The organism is Cedecea sp. Ae19-4, from assembly GCF_059801165.1.
Map to the genome: position 1 here is coordinate 1,655,619 of NZ_JBCHWG010000001.1, position 18,316 is coordinate 1,673,934.

The 18,316-nt window shown below is 55.5% G+C and carries 18 protein-coding genes and 1 pseudogene; 9 read left to right on the top strand and 10 right to left on the bottom strand.

Translation table 11 applies throughout. From position 1 onward, the window contains the following. Positions 1-70: 70 nt before the first annotated feature. A complete protein-coding gene (locus AAIE02_RS07840) occupies positions 71-1,060 on the top strand; it encodes a 2-hydroxyacid dehydrogenase (RefSeq protein ID WP_008461388.1) in 990 nt (329 codons plus the stop codon). A 120-nt stretch (positions 1,061-1,180) separates the two neighbouring features. Continuing rightward, positions 1,181-1,618: a heat shock protein HslJ gene (gene hslJ, locus AAIE02_RS07845; RefSeq protein ID WP_498532323.1), complete on the top strand. Its 438-nt coding sequence runs from the start codon at positions 1,181-1,183 to the stop codon at positions 1,616-1,618. Here the strand turns inward: hslJ and AAIE02_RS07850 are convergent, their stop codons facing one another. Beyond that, positions 1,619-1,885, bottom strand: coding sequence for a putative hemolysin (locus AAIE02_RS07850; protein ID WP_008461385.1), 267 nt, complete (start codon positions 1,883-1,885; stop codon positions 1,619-1,621). It abuts the gene before it with no gap. A 335-nt stretch (positions 1,886-2,220) separates the two neighbouring features. On the opposite strand from AAIE02_RS07850, the gene nifJ reads away from it, so the two are divergent. Further along, entirely contained in the window at positions 2,221-5,748 is a 3,528-nt protein-coding gene (nifJ, locus tag AAIE02_RS07855) for a pyruvate:ferredoxin (flavodoxin) oxidoreductase (RefSeq protein ID WP_498532324.1), read from the top strand. A 235-nt stretch (positions 5,749-5,983) separates the two neighbouring features. On the opposite strand, the gene dbpA is transcribed toward nifJ, so the two are convergent. Further along, the gene (gene dbpA / locus AAIE02_RS07860; protein ID WP_008461381.1) at positions 5,984-7,357 is read right to left on the bottom strand and encodes an ATP-dependent RNA helicase DbpA; all 1,374 of its coding nucleotides are present in this window, start codon (positions 7,355-7,357) and stop codon (positions 5,984-5,986) included. 152 nt (positions 7,358-7,509) lie between these two features. Then, positions 7,510-8,013 carry a DUF1543 domain-containing protein gene (locus AAIE02_RS07865; protein WP_008461379.1) on the bottom strand — a complete coding sequence of 168 codons (504 nt, stop codon included), beginning with the start codon at positions 8,011-8,013 and terminating at the stop codon, positions 7,510-7,512. 184 nt (positions 8,014-8,197) lie between these two features. Here AAIE02_RS07865 and AAIE02_RS07870 point away from each other — a divergent pair, with 184 nt between their 5' ends. Then, positions 8,198-8,617: a DUF2000 family protein gene (locus tag AAIE02_RS07870; RefSeq protein ID WP_008461378.1), complete on the top strand. Its 420-nt coding sequence runs from the start codon at positions 8,198-8,200 to the stop codon at positions 8,615-8,617. A gap of 39 nt (positions 8,618-8,656) precedes the next feature. Here the strand turns inward: AAIE02_RS07870 and AAIE02_RS07875 are convergent, their stop codons facing one another. Then, positions 8,657-8,800, bottom strand: coding sequence for a hypothetical protein (locus tag AAIE02_RS07875; protein WP_156107034.1), 144 nt, complete (start codon positions 8,798-8,800; stop codon positions 8,657-8,659). Positions 8,801-8,967: 167 nt separating this feature from the next. Here AAIE02_RS07875 and AAIE02_RS07880 point away from each other — a divergent pair, with 167 nt between their 5' ends. Further along, a complete protein-coding gene (locus tag AAIE02_RS07880; protein WP_008461375.1) occupies positions 8,968-9,498 on the top strand; it encodes an RES family NAD+ phosphorylase in 531 nt (176 codons plus the stop codon). Positions 9,499-9,509: 11 nt separating this feature from the next. On the opposite strand, the gene umuC is transcribed toward AAIE02_RS07880, so the two are convergent. Both umuC and umuD read right to left on the bottom strand, forming a co-directional pair. Continuing rightward, a complete protein-coding gene (gene umuC / locus AAIE02_RS07885; RefSeq protein ID WP_498532325.1) occupies positions 9,510-10,781 on the bottom strand; it encodes a translesion error-prone DNA polymerase V subunit UmuC in 1,272 nt (423 codons plus the stop codon). A 2-nt stretch (positions 10,782-10,783) separates the two neighbouring features. Next, on the bottom strand, positions 10,784-11,203 hold the full coding sequence (gene umuD, locus AAIE02_RS07890; RefSeq protein ID WP_039293957.1) for a translesion error-prone DNA polymerase V autoproteolytic subunit: 420 nt from the start codon (positions 11,201-11,203) through the stop codon (positions 10,784-10,786). 211 nt (positions 11,204-11,414) lie between these two features. Between umuD and AAIE02_RS07895 the strand changes: the two genes are divergently transcribed. Further along, positions 11,415-13,451: a prolyl oligopeptidase family serine peptidase gene (locus AAIE02_RS07895; protein WP_498532326.1), complete on the top strand. Its 2,037-nt coding sequence runs from the start codon at positions 11,415-11,417 to the stop codon at positions 13,449-13,451. A gap of 131 nt (positions 13,452-13,582) precedes the next feature. After that, positions 13,583-13,981, top strand: a complete 399-nt coding sequence (locus AAIE02_RS07900; protein ID WP_336982299.1) for an ACT domain-containing protein — start codon at positions 13,583-13,585, stop codon at positions 13,979-13,981. A gap of 51 nt (positions 13,982-14,032) precedes the next feature. Here the strand turns inward: AAIE02_RS07900 and AAIE02_RS07905 are convergent, their stop codons facing one another. Then, the gene (locus AAIE02_RS07905) at positions 14,033-14,869 is read right to left on the bottom strand and encodes an alpha/beta fold hydrolase (RefSeq protein ID WP_008461370.1); all 837 of its coding nucleotides are present in this window, start codon (positions 14,867-14,869) and stop codon (positions 14,033-14,035) included. 281 nt (positions 14,870-15,150) lie between these two features. Between AAIE02_RS07905 and AAIE02_RS07910 the strand changes: the two are divergent. Next, a pseudogene (locus tag AAIE02_RS07910) lies at positions 15,151-15,414 on the top strand (tyrosine-type recombinase/integrase); the annotation flags it as partial. A gap of 48 nt (positions 15,415-15,462) precedes the next feature. After that, entirely contained in the window at positions 15,463-16,398 is a 936-nt protein-coding gene (gene ttcA, locus AAIE02_RS07915; protein WP_008461368.1) for a tRNA 2-thiocytidine(32) synthetase TtcA, read from the top strand. 34 nt (positions 16,399-16,432) lie between these two features. On the opposite strand, the gene ynaL is transcribed toward ttcA, so the two are convergent. The 3 genes from ynaL to AAIE02_RS07930 all read right to left on the bottom strand — a co-directional run bounded on the left by ynaL (position 16,433) and on the right by AAIE02_RS07930 (position 18,268). After that, positions 16,433-16,591, bottom strand: a complete 159-nt coding sequence (gene ynaL, locus AAIE02_RS07920) for a proline-rich small protein YnaL (protein ID WP_269320697.1) — start codon at positions 16,589-16,591, stop codon at positions 16,433-16,435. Positions 16,592-16,858: 267 nt separating this feature from the next. After that, complete coding sequence (zntB, locus tag AAIE02_RS07925; protein ID WP_008461367.1) at positions 16,859-17,842, bottom strand: zinc transporter ZntB; 984 nt, start codon at positions 17,840-17,842, stop codon at positions 16,859-16,861. 159 nt (positions 17,843-18,001) lie between these two features. Next, positions 18,002-18,268 (bottom strand): DksA/TraR family C4-type zinc finger protein, encoded by a 267-nt coding sequence (locus AAIE02_RS07930; RefSeq protein WP_166873458.1) that lies wholly within the window; start codon positions 18,266-18,268, stop codon positions 18,002-18,004. Positions 18,269-18,316 lie beyond the last annotated feature (48 nt).

Genomic DNA, 18,316 nt, shown 5'->3' on the forward strand with positions numbered 1-18,316 from the left:
CAGTTTATAAATTGTATGATTATTTTAAGCATGATAGTTTTGGAACCAACCCTTTCTGGAGATAAGTCTTATGAAACTTGCGGTTTATAGCACAAAACAGTACGACAAAAAGTATCTGGAGCAGGTTAACCAGGAATATGGCTTTGATCTTGAATTTTTTGACTTCCTGTTGAGCGAAAAAACCGCCAAAACGGCCAACGGCTGCGACGGCGTGTGTATTTTCGTTAATGATGATGGTAGTCGCCCGGTGCTGGAAGAGCTAAAAAAACACGGCGTTAAGTTTATCGCGCTGCGCTGTGCCGGCTTTAACAACGTCGATTTAGACGCGGCGAAAGAGCTTGGTATGCCCGTGGTTCGCGTCCCTGCCTACTCGCCGGAAGCCGTGGCTGAACACGCTATCGGGATGATGATGTGCCTTAATCGTCGCATTCATCGCGCCTACCAGCGCACACGTGACGCCAACTTTTCGCTCGAAGGCTTAACCGGTTTTACCATGCACGGCAAAACGGCAGGCGTGATCGGCACCGGGAAAATCGGCGTTGCCGCGCTGCGTATCCTGAAAGGGTTTGGCCTGCGCCTGCTGGCGTTTGATCCTTATCCGAGCGCAGCGGCGCTGGATTTAGGCGTGGAATATGTCGATCTCGAAACGCTGTTTGCGCAGTCCGACATTATTTCCCTGCACTGCCCGTTGACGCCGGAAAACTATCACCTGCTCAACCACTCCGCCTTTGATCAAATGAAAGACGGCGTGATGGTGATAAACACCAGCCGCGGCGGGCTGATTGATTCCCAGGCCGCCATCGACGCGCTCAAGCACCAGAAAATCGGCGCGCTGGGCATGGATGTGTACGAGAACGAACGCGATCTGTTCTTTGAAGATAAGTCTAACGACGTGATTCAGGACGACGTGTTCCGCCGCCTTTCCGCCTGCCACAACGTGTTGTTTACTGGCCACCAGGCATTTTTGACGGCGGAGGCGCTGACCAGCATTTCCGAAACGACGCTTGAAAACCTGCGTCAGCTGGAAAAAGGCGAGCCTTGCCCGAACCAGTTGAATTGATTTTCCGCCCGCCTCTCGCAGGAGGCGGTTAATTTTAAGAGTATCCTTACTGATTCATGCGCCACATCCTGCGAAAGTGGCGCGCTTTCATTGATGACTGATAAAACTTAGGGAGAAGAAATGAAAAAGTTCGCTTCACTGATGCTGGCAAGCGTAGTGCTGGCAGGTTGCGCCCAGCCGTCGGATTCAGATAAAAGTGCCGTGACCGCACAAGATTTGCAGCACCATCGCTTTGTGCTGGAGAGCGTAGACGGTAAGCCTCTGGACGTGAAAAACAGCAAACGCGCGCCTGAGCTTAGCTTTGGTGAAAACATGCAGATTTATGGTCAGATGTGTAACCGCTTTATGGGCCAGGCAACCCTGGAACACAACACGCTGAAGGCGAAAGGCGTGGGCATGACGATGATGCTTTGCAGCGACCCGCTGTTGAACGACCTGGATCACCGTATCAATGACATGCTGACCAGCGGGGCCAAAGTTTCTCTGGCTAACCAGCAGCTGGTGCTGAAGAGCGGCCAGCATACGCTGACGTACAAACTGGCCGATCTCGTTAATTAATCAGTAGCTTCCACAGGTGCCAGCGGCAAGCGAGTTTTCGTTACAGCGCTTGCCGTTCGGCATGGCACACATGCCAATCGCGCTGCCGTCCAGCTGACGCGCAACGCTCATCGTACCGCCAATCATCGCACAGTTCGCTTCGCCCTGGCTGGACATTGCCGCCCTGAGGCCAGGAGGAACGTGGGCCGCAGTGGCCTGTTGAGGGGGTTCATTACTGCATGCCGATAATAACAGTGCGGCACAACCGGCTAAAAACGCAGCGCGCATGGCTTTTCTCTCCCGTCTGAATATGCAAAACTTTTGCATAATGGCGCATGGTTCCCGCTGCGTCGAGAGCATAAGGCAATAAAATGTGTTGATTTTTGTGGCACAGATCACCTTTCAAGCCAAAACATCAGAGTTTTCTGAGCATCCTTCATTCCTTTTATGATTCAGCGCAGTACGTCCCCAGGTTATTTCACTGTTAATCGTGGATCAATTTGTGCACTCGGCAGGCCCATAACTTCTAATGGCCAGGGTGGACACACTATAATTGAGGAATTACAACGGGGCTCCAGGCTTTCAGGCGAGTCCCTTTATTTTGCGCAATGTAAGGGTGTCTTATGATCACTATCGACGGCAACGGCGCAGTCGCCTCCGTGGCGTTTCGTGCCAGCGAAGTAATTGCCATCTACCCGATTACTCCCAGCTCGACAATGGCGGAACAGGCGGATGCCTGGTCGGGTGACGGCAGGAAGAACGTGTGGGGCGATGTCCCTCGCGTAGTCGAGATGCAGTCTGAAGCAGGCGCAATTGGCGCGGTGCACGGGGCGCTGCAAACCGGGGCGCTTTCCACTTCGTTTACGTCATCGCAAGGCTTACTGCTGATGATCCCGACGCTGTACAAACTTGCGGGCCAGCTGACGCCATTTGTTCTCCACGTTGCCGCGCGCACCGTGGCCACCCACGCGCTTTCCATTTTTGGCGATCATTCTGACGTGATGGCCGTGCGCCAGACCGGCTGCGCCATGCTGTGCGCCAGCAGCGTCCAGGAAGCACAGGACTTCGCACTGATTTCCCATATTGCGACCCTGAAAAGCCGCGTGCCGTTTATTCACTTCTTCGACGGCTTCCGCACCTCGCACGAAATCAACAAAATTGTGCCGCTGGCGGACGATACCCTTCGCGGCCTGCTGCCGCAAAAAGAGATCGATGAACATCGCGCCCGCGCCCTGAACCCGGAGCATCCGGTGATTCGCGGGACGTCGGCCAACCCGGATACGTACTTCCAGTCCCGCGAAGCGACCAACCCGTGGTACAACGCGGTTTACGCGCACGTTGAACAGGCGATGAACGACTTTGCCGCCACCACCGGCCGTAGCTATCGTCCGTTTGAGTATTACGGCCATCCGGAAGCGGAGCGCGTGATTATCGTGATGGGCTCCGCCGTCGGCACCTGTGAAGAAGTTGTCGATGAATTGCTGACCAGGGGCGAAAAAGTCGGCGTGCTGAAAGTGCGCCTGTACCGCCCCTTCTCCGCCGAACATTTGCTGGAAGTTCTGCCGCAAACCGCGCGTCAGGTGGCGGTGCTTGACCGTACTAAAGAGCCGGGGGCCCTTGCTGAGCCGCTGTATCTCGACGTGATGACCGCGCTTGCCGAGGCGGTAAGCCGTGGCGAGCGCGAAACGCTGCCTAGCGTGATTGGGGGCCGCTACGGGTTGTCATCCAAAGAGTTCGGTCCGGAATGCGTCCTGGCTATTTTCAATGAACTTCGCGAAGCCAAACCGCGCCCGCGCTTTACCGTGGGCATTTACGACGATGTGACCAACCTGTCGCTGCCGTTGCCGGAAAATACCCTGCCGAACCGCGCTAAACTCGAAGCGCTGTTTTATGGCCTGGGCAGCGACGGCAGCGTGTCTGCCACCAAAAACAATATCAAAATTATCGGTAACTCCACGCCGTGGTTTACCCAGGGTTATTTCGTTTATGACTCCAAAAAGGCCGGAGGGCTGACGGTTTCTCATCTGCGCGTGAGCGAGCAGCCGATCAACTCCACCTACCTGATTGAGAAAGCCGATTTCGTTGGCTGCCACCAGCTGCAGTTTATCGACAAGTACCAGATGGCCGAGCGCCTGAAGCCCGGCGGTATTTTCCTGCTGAACACGCCTTACGCCGCCGACGAGGTGTGGAGTCGCCTGCCGCAGGAAGTTCAGGCGGTGCTCAATCAGAAGCAGGCTCGCCTGTACGTCATTAACGCGGCGAAGATCGCCCGCGAGTGTCATCTTGGTGCCCGTATCAACACCGTAATGCAGATGGCATTCTTCCACCTGACGCAGATCCTGCCTGGCGACACCGCGCTGGCAGAGCTGCAGGGCGCGATTGCCAAAAGCTACAGCAGTAAAGGGACGGAAATCGTCGAGCGTAACTGGCAGGCGCTGGCGCTGGCTCGTGACTCCCTCGCCGAAGTGCCTCTGCAGGACGTTAACCCGGCAAGCGCGATGCGTCCGCCGGTCGTCTCCGATGCCGCACCTGATTTTGTGAAAACCGTTACCGCCGCGATGCTCGCCGGTCTCGGCGATGCCCTGCCGGTTTCCGCCCTGCCGCCGGACGGGACCTGGCCGATGGGCACGACCCGCTGGGAAAAACGCAACATCGCCGAAGAGATTCCTATCTGGAAGCCGGATATTTGTACCCAGTGCAACCACTGCGTCGCCGCCTGCCCGCATTCGGCTATTCGTGCCAAAGTGGTTCAGCCTGAGGCAATGGAAGGCGCCCCGGAAGCCCTGCAGTCGCTGGACGTGAAGTCCCGGGATATGCGCGGCCAGAAATACGTGCTGCAGGTAGCGCCGGAAGATTGCACCGGCTGTAACCTTTGCGTAGAAGTTTGCCCGGCCAAAGATCGCCAGAACCCGGAAATCAAGGCGATTAATATGCTGTCTCGCCTTGAACACGTTGAAGAAGAGAAAGAGAACTATGACTTCTTCCTCGCGCTGCCGGAAATCGATCGCACCAGCCTGGAGCGTATCGATATCCGTACCTCGCAGCTGCTAACGCCGCTGTTTGAATACTCCGGAGCCTGCTCAGGCTGCGGCGAAACGCCGTATATTAAAATTCTGACCCAGCTGTTCGGCGACCGAATGCTGATCGCTAACGCCACCGGCTGTTCGTCTATTTACGGCGGTAACCTGCCATCCACGCCGTACACCACCGACGCAAACGGCCGCGGGCCAGCCTGGGCTAACTCGCTGTTTGAGGATAACGCCGAATTTGGGCTGGGCTTCCGCCTGACGGTGGATCAGCACCGCGCCCGCGTCATGCGTTTACTGGGACAGTTTGCCGATAAACTTCCGGCCGAGCTTAATGAGCAGCTTCACGCGGAAGCGACATCGGAAGTCCGCCGTGAACAGGTCGCCGAGCTGCGTAAACATCTGGCGAACATTGACGATGCTGATGCCCGTCAGCTGGTCACCGATGCCGACGCGCTGGTGGAGAAATCTATCTGGCTGATTGGCGGTGACGGCTGGGCCTATGACATCGGTTTCGGTGGCCTCGACCACGTGCTGAGCCTGACCGAAAACGTCAACATTCTGGTGCTGGATACGCAGTGTTACTCCAACACCGGCGGCCAGGCGTCTAAAGCCACGCCGCTGGGCGCCGTCACCAAGTTTGGCGAGCACGGCAAGCGTAAAGCACGTAAAGATCTGGGCGTCAGCATGATGATGTACGGCCATGTGTACGTCGCGCAGATTTCGCTGGGGGCACAGCTGAACCAGACGATGAAGGCCATTCAGGAGGCGGAGGCTTATCCTGGTCCATCGCTGATCATCGCCTACAGCCCTTGCGAAGAGCACGGCTACGATCTGGCACTGAGCCACGATCAGATGCGCCAGCTGACCGCCACCGGCTTCTGGCCGCTTTATCGCTTCGACCCGCGTAGGGCTGATGAAGGCAAGGTGCCGCTGGCGCTGGATTCCCGTCCACCGTCCGATGCGCTGGCCGATACGTTAATGAAGGAGCAGCGTTTCCGCCGCCTGAACGCCCAGCAGCCGGAAGTCGCCGAGCAGCTGTGGAAAGATGCCGCCGCCGATTTGCAGAAGCGATACGACTTCCTGGCGCAGCTGGCGGGTAAAGCGGAGAAGGTTAGCGAGTAATCGGGGGAATGCCCCTCACCCCGGCCCTCTCCCTGGAAGGGAGAGGGGGAAAACATAGATTGGCGTTCTTTTTAATCCCGTCGCTCTGGAAGAGAGAATGGGAAAACGTAGATTGGCGTTCTTTTATCCCCTCTCCCCCATGGGGAGAGGGTTAGGGTGAGGGGAAAACACGCCCCCCCCGTTTCAGATACCTTCGCCCCTGGGGGGAGAAGGTCAGGCGGAGGAGAAAACGCGTTTACTTCAGCAGGCGAACCTTCACTGATTTACCTTTGATTTTGCCCTGCTGCAGCTGTTTCCACGCGTGACGCGCCACGGACTGGCGCACCGCAACGTAAACATGGATTGGGTGGACGTCGATTTTGCCGATGTCCGCACCTTCCAGCCCCATATCGCCGGTTAACGCCCCCAAAATATCGCCCGGACGCATTTTGGCTTTCTTGCCGCCGTCAATGCACAGCGTCGCCATTTCCGCTTCCAGCGGCTTCACGGAAACGCCGGACGGCACCTGCTGCCATTTCAGCGAAAGATTCAGCATTTCAGCCAGCACGCTCGCGCGCTGCGCTTCTTCCGGGGCGCAGAAGCTGATAGCCAGCCCGCTTTGCCCGGCTCGCGCGGTACGGCCAATGCGGTGAACGTGCACTTCCGGGTCCCACGACAGCTCGTAGTTAATGACCATTTCCAGCGCTTTGATATCCAGCCCACGCGCCGCAACGTCTGTTGCCACCAGCACGCGGCTACTGCCGTTGGCAAAACGCACCAGCGTCTGGTCGCGGTCGCGCTGTTCCATGTCGCCGTGCAGCGCTAACGCACTTTGATGTCGCTCGTTCAGCGCATCGCACACGGCCTGGCAATCTTTTTTGGTGTTGCAGAACACCACGCAGGACGCCGGCTGATGCTTGCTGAGCAGCGCCAGCAGCAGGCCGATTTTGCCCCCGCGGGAGATTTCATAGAACTGCTGTTCAACGGACGGCAGCTCATCAACGGTATCAATTTCGATAGTCTGCGGGTCGCGCTGAATTCGCCCGCTGATAGCGGCAATGGCGGCAGGCCAGGTGGCGGAGAAAAGCAGCGTCTGGCGTTTGGCCGGCGCATGGGCAATAACTTCATCGATGGCGTCGGCGAAGCCCATGTCCAGCATACGGTCGGCTTCGTCCAGCACCAGCGTTTGCAGAGCCTCCAGCTTCACCGTTTCTTTTTTCAGGTGATCTAACAGGCGGCCCGGCGTGGCCACGATAATGTGCGGCGCATGCTGTAACGAGTCTCGCTGTACGCCAAACGGCTGGCCACCACACAGGGTTAAAATTTTAATATTTGGCATGTAGCGCGCCAGGCGACGCAGCTCTTTAGCGACCTGGTCGGCCAGTTCGCGGGTTGGGCACAGCACCAGCGACTGGGTTAAAAACTGGCTGGCATCAATGTGCTGCAGCAGGCCAAGGCCAAAAGCTGCGGTTTTGCCGCTGCCGGTTTTGGCCTGAGCACGGACGTCTTTTCCGGCCAGAATGGCGGGCAAGGCCGCTTCCTGAACGGGCGTCATTTCGTGATACCCCAGTTCGCTAAGGTTGGCGAGTTGTGCTTCAGGTAAAGCGTTCAGTACGGAAAAAGCGGTCACAATGGTCATCTCTTAATAATAACGGGCAGGCGCGTATGCTAGCAGATTCGCGTGGTTCAGGCGTGAGTTTATCAATTTTGCTGCGTTAGCGAGTGAAACAGTAAAAACGGTGCCTTTCGCTAAGGCACCGTTTTTCATTGGGAATAATAGCGCTATTCGCTAATCGGCAAATAGCCCTGCCATTCTGGCCTGAAGCGTTCGCCCTGCTCCGCTTTTTCCAGATGGATAAAATAATCCCCCACGCTTTCTAACAGCAGGCAGTCATCGACATCTTTCAGGTTGTCTTTGTGCTGCTGGTAGCTTTCGACCAGCAGGTTCGCAATCGCCTTCTCTTTTGCCTGGGCCGGATTTTCAGCCACGAAGAAATCAAAGTCATGCAGCTCCGCCAGCGTTTTCGGGCTGTAGCCGCCGACGTTCACAAAAAAGAGCTTTGGCGTTTGCTCAACGGGTTTATCGGAAAGACTAATGCGGTAGCCGTCGGCCCAGCGCAGCTTGCCGTACCCGTCGATATGGATTTTATCTTTGTCACCAAACCAGGCCGCCCGCAGCGCAGGCCACGCGTCCTCTGGCTTCTCTGCAGCCACAAACTGGACGTCATGCACTTCGATATTGGATTTTCCGGCATTGCCGCCCACATAAAAGACGTAAAGTTCCATTTGTTCTCCTTATTAATCGCTATATAAAATAATATATAACGATTGATATTTGAATGACTTTCATGTGGTGGGAAGATTGATCGCAAGCAGGAAGACGGATAAAAAAACGATTACTATGCTTGAGCTTTTCGCCCTAAGCTAAATCAGCAGCCAAAGCAGAAGCTTAAACAGACAAGGAGCCAGAATGTTCGAAGATAATGACTATAAGCTGTATGTCATCGTGAACCGCACTGCCGACGTCAGCGTGCAAATGAATGCCGTGGGCCACCTCTGCGGCGGTATTATGCTTAAAGTCGAGGAGCCTGTATTTCATGACTATCCCAACCAGGATAGCGGCTTAAGCGCCTGGATGAACCATTATCCGGTGGTTGTACTTCAGTCTAAAAACAGCAGCCAGTTGGGGACGACGCTGGAGAAATGCAGGGAAGAAGGCGTGCTGTATAACTTCTTTACCACCACCATGCTGTCGCACTCTTCTGAGCAGCAGATCAAAGATACGCGCGACACGCCTTTCGCTGAGCTCGATTTTGTTGGCATCGCGCTGTACGGCGAAACGGAAAAACTCAAACCGCTGACCAAAAAGTTTTCCGTCTTTAAAGGTTAAACATTCCGGGTAATGATGCCTCGCGCAGTTACCCACCCCTTACCCTTCGTCTCCGGCGTAAAAATTGATGATGTCATCTTCAAACCAGCAGCCCACTTTGTAATACATCGCACAGCCAATCAGAAAACTGGCAATGAGTATTAATGCTGTCAACAATCCTTTCACTTCGAAACGCTCTCCCATGATGCTTGCTGTGATATTGACAGGCCGGTTGAAAAAAAGTTCAGCGGCGAAACTATTCTGGCCATAGCACGATCATCACAGACGCTTCGGTCTTTGCGATGGCAATTCTGTCACAACGTTCTGGTTAAACTAGGGTTGCTAATTTTCTGAGCAAACCAGGTGCCATTGTGTCCGATAACCACCTTCATTTCAAAAACGTCAGCGGTTTCTTTTTTCGCGCCGTTCCGGCGGAGTTCCTCAGTAGCGTGCTGTCGCGCACCCGGCCCGATTCCCCAGGGCGTTACCATCGGCCAGGGCAAACAATTCTTTATATGAGCCCGGTACCTGAGTGGGCAAGGCTGGCGGTTGCCGCCCATATGCAAAAAGACGGCAAGCCGCGGCTTCTCGTCCCACTGTATGTCGAAGACGCGCGGGTGCTGGACCAGCGAGATGAATATTCATGCCTGGCTTTAGGCATCAACCGCGATCTGTCTAATCACTGCTGGCTCAGCGCTCTGCAGCAAAATGTCGACCCGCCTTCCTGGCAAAACGCTGACCGGGCTCGCTTCTCCAATGCCGATGGCATTATCGACCGTTCCCGAAGTATTCCCGATGGCTGGCACCTGAATTTATTCCGCTGGAACGAACTTGGCGGCCCACGCGTCACGGTGTGCGGGGAACCGATCGCTGTTCCGCTTCCCGAAAATGTGAATGTGTAACGGCAGCACATTCAGCACACCCACGCCTGCGGTAGATCGGCATAGCGAGTGGTATAGCGCGGCGACAGCATGTCGCGCTTCATCGCCCACGGCTGCTGTATGCCCTGCCCGGCAAAATAGAGCGTGCCTTTGCCCTGCTTTTTATTCAGGAAGTCCAGCACGGTCATCAGTTTTTCGCCGTTAGGACGTGGAATATGGTTGTCGAATAAATCGAATTGCGCCACGCCCTGACTAAAAAAATCCCCCAGCATCACGCCGGCTTTCTGGTAGCGATGCCCCGCCTGCCAGATAGCGTCCAGGCTCTGCAACGCGGCCTGGATAATATCCCGGCTGTCCTGTGTGGGGATGAGCAGCGAGACGGACGAGCAGTTGCCGTAATAGGGTTCGTTCACGGCAAACGGACTGCTTTTCACAAAGGCAGAGATCACCCGGCAATATTGGTGCTCAGCCCGCAGCTTTTCCGCCGCCCGGCTGGCGTAGCTGCCGATCGCCTGGCGCATAGCCTCATACTCGGTAATGCGTTCTCCGAACGAGCGGCTGCAGATGATCTCCTGTTTGGCGGCGGAGAACTCATCCATTTCAAGGCATGATTCCCCGCGCAATTCGCGCACGGTTCTTTCCAGCACTACGCTGAAATGCCGTCGAATAAAACGAATATCCGCGTCGGCAAGCTGTAAAACCGTTCTGATGCCCATGTCGTCGAGTTTTTTCGACAGCCGCCGCCCCACGCCCCAGACTTCGCCCACGGGCAGCTGTGCCATAAGCCAGCGCTGGTGCTTCGGGCGGGATAAATCAACCACGCCGCCGGTTCGTTCTTGCCACGTTTTTGCCGCCAGGTTTGCCAGTTTAGCCAGCGTTTTTGTCGGCGCGATGCCCACGCCCACCGTCAGGCGGGTGCGCTGGCGAATAGTCGAGCGGATCGTCTGGCCAAAGGCCTTCAGGTTGTAGCAATTGCTCACGCCCGTTAAGTCACAAAATGCCTCGTCAATGGAGTAAATCTCGACCCTGGGCAGCAGCTCTTCAAGCACGCCCATCACCCGCTCGCTCATGTCGGCATACAGCTCGTAGTTGCTGCTAAACGTCAGCACGCCATGCCGCCTGAGCGCCTCTTTCTGTTTAAAAAAAGGCGCCCCCATTTTGACAAAGGGCCGGGCTTCCGCAGAGCGGGCGATGACGCAGCCGTCATTATTGGATAAAACCACCACCGGCTTTCCGGCTAAATCCGGGCGGAATGCCGTTTCGCAGGAGGCGTAGAAGCTGTTGACGTCCACCAGCGCAAACATGTTTAGCCCGCCGCTTTGATGATAAAAGTGACGATGCCAAAAATATCGAGTTCGGCCTCATCGGTGACGGGAATCGGTGCCCAGGCGCTGTTCATCGGCAGTAGCATCACCGTGGGGCGAAGCTGCAGGCGCTTCACGGTGAACGCCCCGTCAATCGCCGCAATCACAATATCGCCCTGTGACGCGGTTCTTGAGCTGTCCACAATCAGCAAGTCCCCTTCGCCAATTCCCCCTTCTACCATCGAATCCCCCGCCGCCTTTACAAAATAGGTCGCGCCGGGATTGCGCACCAGCAGCTTATTGAGATCGATACGTTGCTCAACATAGTCCTGAGCCGGTGACGGAAAGCCGCATTGCACCAGGTCAGCAAAGAGAGGAAAGGAAGCGTCCGGGCAACAGGCCGCAGGTTTGAGAAGATTCATGATACCGCCAATACAAATACTGTTTAAATATACAGTATCAGGTAAAAAAGACACTTCAAGTAAGAAAACACGTACTTTTGCTAAGCCCTTCGTTTTGCAAACGAAAAAATTCGAGCATGCTGGCAGAAACCACAAAAGCCTTCAGGTGTAATGGGCATAAGCATAATGATATGGTCGATTGCAGGCCCGTTACCCAACAAAAGGACGCGTGATGACACAGCCAGTGAGTCAGGATTTGCTTAGCCAGCTCGAAACCCCGGAAGATGCCGCGGCGCTAAGCTGGGTGGAAAAACAAAATAAGCGCACCACGGACAGGTTTGCCACGGGAGAGCGCTTCCAGCAGATGCGGGGCGCGATCCTGCTGTCGCTGGACGATAAAACCAACATTCCCTGGGGGAACCACTACCGCAACGAGGTGTATAACTTCTGGCAGGATGACGAACACCCTCGCGGCATCTGGCGCCGCACCACCGAAAGATCTTACTTTACCGCTGCACCAGAATGGGAAACGGTGCTGGATGTCGATCGCCTGAACGAAGAGGAAGGCGCGAACTGGAGCTATCACGGCGCCGATCTTCTCCACCCGGACTATTCCCGGGCGCTGATCTTTTTATCCAGCGGCGGCGATGCCTGTGAAATTCGTGAATTTGATCTGGTAAATAAAACGTTTATCCCCGAGGGCTTTTTCCTGCCGGAAAGCAAAAGTTCGGTCAGTTGGCTGGATGAAAACACGCTGCTGCTGGCGCTCGATGCAGGGGATGATACGCTCACCACCTCCGGCTATCCACGCCGTGTCTATCGCTGGACTCGAGGGACATCACCGCAGGATGCACCGCTGATCTACGCAGGTGAAGCAACGGATATGGCCGTTTCCGCCTGGCATGATGATACCCCCGATTTTGAGCGGGATGTGGTGCACTGCAGCAAAGACTTTTACCACGGGCAAACCTGGCTTTTGACCGGCCAGAATACCCTGACGCTTATCGCCATTCCGGAAGATGCCTCCTGCGGATTTTTCAAAGACTGGCTGCTGGTGACGCTTAATTCCGACTGGACAATCGCTGAGACAACCTGGCCTGCAGGCGCTCTGCTGGCTATTGATTTAGCTGATTTTCAGCGAGGTGAGCGCAATTTCATTTCGCTCTTCACGCCAAATTCGCGCACGACGCTGCAAGGCTACAGCTCAACCCGCGATTACCTTCTGCTGAACCTGAGCCAGGACGCCGTTGAGAAGGTCGAAGTTGTGAAAATCGACGGCGGCCAGCGGCACTGCATAAAAACGCTTGAGCAGCCCGATTTCACCAACGTTTCCGCCGGCGGCATCGACGATGAAAGTAACCGCTACCGGCTGGTCAGCCACGGTTTCCTGCAGCCCCACAGCCTCAGCTATGGCGATCTGGACGACGACACGCTAAGCCTCGTGAAACAGGATCCAACCTGCTTTGACGCGGGAGAATTTAGCGTGACCCAGCACTTTGCCCTTTCACTGGATGGCACCCGCGTCCCCTACTTCCAGGTGGCCGCCAAAGCACTGGCGCTGTCCGGTGATAATCCGACGCTGCTGTACGGTTACGGTGGATTTGAGGTTTCTTTAACGCCGCATTATCTCGGTGCCAAAGGGGCGACATGGCTGCAAAAAGGCGGAGTTTACGTCGTCGCTAATATTCGCGGCGGCGGTGAATATGGCCCTGCATGGCACCAGGCTGCGCTCAAACAGCATCGTCATCGTGCCTGGGAAGATTTTACCGCTGTCGCAAGCGATCTGGCGGCGCGGAAAGTGACCTGTGCCGCGAAGCTTGCCGCTCAGGGTGGGAGCAACGGCGGCCTGTTGATCGGTAATATGCTCACCGACTACCCAGAATTATTTGGCGCGCTGGTGTGCGAAGTCCCGCTGCTGGATATGCTGAATTATCCCCGCTGGCTCGCGGGAGCCTCCTGGATTGCCGAGTATGGCGACCCGGACATTGCCGAAGAACGAGAGTGGCTGCAGCGTTATTCTCCGTTCGACAAAGTGTCCGCCGATGTGGATTATCCCCCCACGCTGTTCACCACCGGCACCCAGGATGACAGGGTTAGCCCGGCCCACGCGCGTCGGATGGTGGCGCGGATGCAGCAACAAGGGCACGAGAACGTCTGGCTGTATGAGGAAACGGATGCCGGCCACGGCAGCGCGCCGGAAAATAGCCAGACGGCGGCCCACCAGGCCATGATCGAAGAGTTTCTCTGGCAGATGCTGACCGGGAAATAAGCGCGGGCGGTGCGTCAAAGGCGCGCCGCCTCATCATTAGCGCACCTAATGCAACAGCATATTTTTTAATTTTTATTTATCACTCAAACGCTATTTAATTCGTCCTCACTCAATGAAAAGGAGACGGATAAATGGCTGGCGAGAATAACCTGGCAATACTACTGAGTAATGCTGCCCCGGAGCTTAACCCGGGTAAATATGTTTTTTGCACTTTAGCCTCATTTTCTGCGGAATTAAAAGATGCCGCCATTGTGACCGTCCGCGAGGCTGAAGGCTTCACGCTGGTCCTGCCTCAGGATCTGGCGGATAAACATGCCGTAAGCTATGACTACGTCGCCAGTTGGATCACCCTGAAGATTCACTCATCCCTCGCCGCCGTTGGCCTTACCGCCGCATTTTCACGCGCGCTGGCGAAAAAAGGTATCAGCTGTAACGTGGTGGCTGGGTATTATCACGACCATATTTTCGTGGCCCATAAAGATACCGAGTCGGCGATGGCGGCCTTGTCATCTTTGGCATCCGAGGCATAAGCGGGGAAATAAGAAGGGGAAGCTTTCGGCCTCCCCCTGATAACAGCGCTATCAGCTGCGGATAAATTTCAGGATATCCGCATTGATGGTATCGGCATGCGTGGTATGCATCCCGTGAGGATAGCCGGGGTAGATGTGCAGCGTGCTATTGCTGAGCAGTTTATCCTGCAGAATAGCCGCATTTTTGTACGGCACAACCTGGTCGTCATCGCCCTGCAGAACCAGAACCGGCACGGTGATGGCTTTCAGATCGTCGGTCTGGTCGGTTTCTGAAAACGCTTTGATCCCTTCATAGTGGGCCTTCGCGCTGCCGGCCATGCCCTGCCGCCACCAGTTCCGAACACTCCCCTCAGAAACATCGGCGCCCTGGCGGTTAAAGCCGTAGAATGGGCCTGAGGCAACATCAAGGTAAAACTGCGCACGATTTGCCGCCAGCGCCTTACGGAAGCCGTCAAACACCTCGAGCGGCGTTCCGCCCGGATTACTCGCCGTTTTCACCATCAGCGGCGGCACGGCACTGACTAAAACGGCTTTCGCAACGCGCCCCTGAGGCTGCCCGTATTGGGCGACATAGCGAGCCACTTGCCCACCGCCGGTTGAGTGGCCGACGTGCACGGCATTTTTAAGATCCAGATGTTCCACCACCGCCGAGGCATCTGCCGCATAATGATCCATATCGTGCCCATCGCTGACCTGGTCAGAACGGCCATGCCCGCGTCTGTCGAACGCGATAACCCGGAAGCCTTCGCCTAAGAAAAACAGCATCTGGTTATCCCAGTCATCGGCGCTGAGCGGCCAGCCGTGATGAAAAACAATCGGTTGTGCCGTTTTCGGCCCCCAGTCTTTATAAAAGATATTGACGCCATCTTTCGTCTTTACGAATGTCATAAACCTCACTCCTTGTTGCTATGAATGTTCGGTAACCTGGTAAAGCATAGTCGATGGACGTGGCGTGACCGTAAATCCTGCTGGCATTCGCCGCCGCAATCCGTACCCTACGCGCCGGCATGACACGCCGTGCGTGTTGGATTCAGAGCCAGAGACTTTCATGGCCACTCAAAAAGAACAATACAACCTGATTTAGCACTGCATTGATTTTGGGCCAGGGTCAAAAACCCGGAAATCTCAAAAAGTGCGTGGAACTAAAACGGGTGTACTTACATAAAGACGAACAAAAACCGTATGACAACGTGTCGAGCATTGGTGACCGTCGGGGCGCAGCTGTAAAACGTGCTGGAATTCGCCGCCGGAATCCGTACCATACACGCCACACTTACGCATGCTGGCTGTTATCTGCAGGTGCGAACCCCTCATTTATTGCAAATCAGATGGGGCATGAAAACGCGCAGATGGTTTATGAAGTCTATGCTGCATGGATTGAAGAACTGAGCGGCAACCAGGTGAATAGGCTTCACAGTAAGCTGGCGCTTTGAAAAAGTTTGCCCCTTATATGCCCCTTTTGGTTTCAGAGACAGTAAATAATGCAATTGAATCAAGAAGCTACAAAAAAAGAACAGTACAACCTGAACAAGTTACAAAAACGCCTGCGCCGTAACGTGGGTGAAGCGATTGCCGATTACAACATGATTGAAGACGGCGACCGCATTATGGTTTGCCTGTCCGGCGGCAAAGACAGCTACACCATGCTGGAAATCCTGCGTAACCTGCAGCAAAGCGCGCCAATCAGCTTTAGTCTCGTGGCGGTAAATCTCGACCAGAAACAGCCGGGGTTCCCTGAGCACGTGCTGCCTGCCTACCTGGAAAGCATCGGCGTTGAATACAAGATTGTGGAAGAGAACACCTACGGCATCGTGAAAGAAAAGATCCCGGAAGGCAAAACCACCTGTTCTCTGTGTTCGCGCCTGCGTCGCGGCATTCTTTACCGCACCGCCACCGAGCTGGGCTGTACCAAAATCGCCCTGGGTCACCATCGCGACGATATTCTGCAAACGCTGTTCCTGAACATGTTCTATGGCGGCAAGATGAAGGGCATGCCACCGAAGCTGATGAGCGACGACGGAAAACATATTGTTATCCGCCCGCTGGCCTACTGCCGCGAGAAAGACATTGAGCGTTTTGCCATCGCCCGCGAATACCCAATTATTCCGTGCAACCTGTGCGGCTCGCAGCCAAACCTGCAGCGCCAGGTGATTGCCGACATGCTGCGCGACTGGGATAAACGCTATCCGGGCCGCATTGAGACGATGTTCAGCGCGATGCAGAACGTGGTGCCATCACATCTCTGCGATACCGAGCTGTTTGATTTTGCAGGCATTACCCACGGTGCAGAAGTGGTGAACGGGGGCGACCTGGCGTTCGATCGCGAAGAGATCCCTATGCAGCCCGTCGGCTGGCAGCCGGAAGAAGACAGCGCTGACGCCCCGCTGCAGCGCCTGGATATTCTGGAAATTAAATAATCCCCATTCCCTCTCCGCCCGGAGAGGGAAAACTTCAATGGTGTGTCGGTGGGTCGATTATCGGCCTTGGATCCGGGTCGGTCGGCGGATCGGGTATGGGCTGTGGCCGCGGAAGCGGGTCGGGTACCGGCACGGGTTCGGTGGGGAAAGCCGGGTCGCTCATCATCAGGCTGTTGCGATACAGCATCGTCATCTCCTGGGTGGGTGAATCGCCCTTTAAAGCATAGTCCACAAATTGCAGGCAAAAAAAAGCCGACTTTGAAAGTCGGCATGGTATGAATCAATTGTGCTATGCAGTAATTCTAAAAAAGGAAGTAAGACAATATGGAGCGCAACGCCCATCGCTTGACGTTGCATTCACCTGCAAGAGAGAGTTTGCCGCGGCAAGGCTTTCGGTTTCTTGATTTTGCTCAATAACAGCGCCGTTTTCGCCCACAAACTCGTTCCAAATCCCGCAACTTTACAGCCATTTACTGCGATGTAACCACCAGGCAACACCACCAATCATAACCACCAACATGATGCAGAACAGCGCAAAGCCGAAGGCCCAGCCTCCGCCGGGAATACCGCCGAGGTTCACGCCAAACAGCCCGGTTAAAAACGTGCTGGGTAAAAATACCATCGCCATCAGCGACATGGTGTAGGTTCTGCGGTTTAAGGATTCCTGCATAACCTGGGAGATTTCATCGGTCATCACGCCGGTGCGGGCGATGCAGGCGTCGATTTCATCCAGCCCCCTGCCCAGCCTGTCGGCAATATCCTGCATGCGGCGGCGCTGGTCGTCGTTCATCCAGCTTAGCCGCTCGCTGGCGAGGCGCGCATAGACGTCACGCTGCGGAGACATATAGCGCCGCATGACAATCAGCTGTTTACGCAACAACGCCAACGCCCCACGAGGCGGCACCTGCTGGTCGAGCAAATTGTCTTCAAGGTCGATGATTTTATCGTGCATTTGCTCGATAAATTCGCTGGCATGGTCGGTCAGCGCATCGCAGGCATCCACCAGCCAGCTGCCGCAGTCGGTTGGGCCGGTGCCTTCATTCAGGTCGTTCACCACATCATCCAGCGCAAGAACCTGCCGCCTGCGGGTTGAGACAATCAGCCGTTCGTCAATGTAGAGCCGCACGGCTACCAGTTGGTCCGGGCGTTCATCGGTATTGCCGTTGATGCAACGCAGAGTGATTAGCGTGCCGTCACCCACGCGAGAAACGCGGGGACGCATGCTTTCACCGGCTAACGCCTCCCTGACATAGTTCGGCAACAGCGGCGTGTTGGCCAGCCAGTCGGCGCTGTCGGCGTTGGTGTAATTCAGGTGTAGCCAGCAGGGATGCTCGCTGTCGATAATTTCATTGTTGTCGAGAGGCCTGACGCCGCCCCTGCCATCCAGTTGCCAGGCAAACACCGCGTCCGGCACGTGCAGCTCGCTGCCTTTAATTACATCCACTGCGCAATCCTCAAGCTGAATCAGTTCTTTCTGTCAGTCTAGCCATCTCTGAAACGAAGGCAACCACCTGAGGTTATCAAACGCGCTGAATTTGCAGAGAAAAGAGTAAATAAAGCTTAACCGGAGACATAAAAAAACCGGGCGATGGCCCGGTTCTTACTAGCGTAACTGGCTGTCTTTCGAGCCACGGCGGTTATAGCCTGAGAATGTGGCCCGGCGCGCATCTTCCGCCTGCTGGCAGCGAATACACAGCCGCACGCCCTGAATCGCTTTGCGCCGTGCTTCCGGAATGCGTTCGCCGCATTCTTCGCAGTATTCGAGGCTTTCGCCCTTCGGTAGCTCGCTACGCGCTCTGGCCACGGCGTCGTCCACGGTACTGTCGATTTGCTCCTGAACGGCGCCGTCATTGGCCCAACCTGATGCCATCTCGTCACCTCCGCAATCGCTATGCCTGAGGTGACGATCATAGCACTT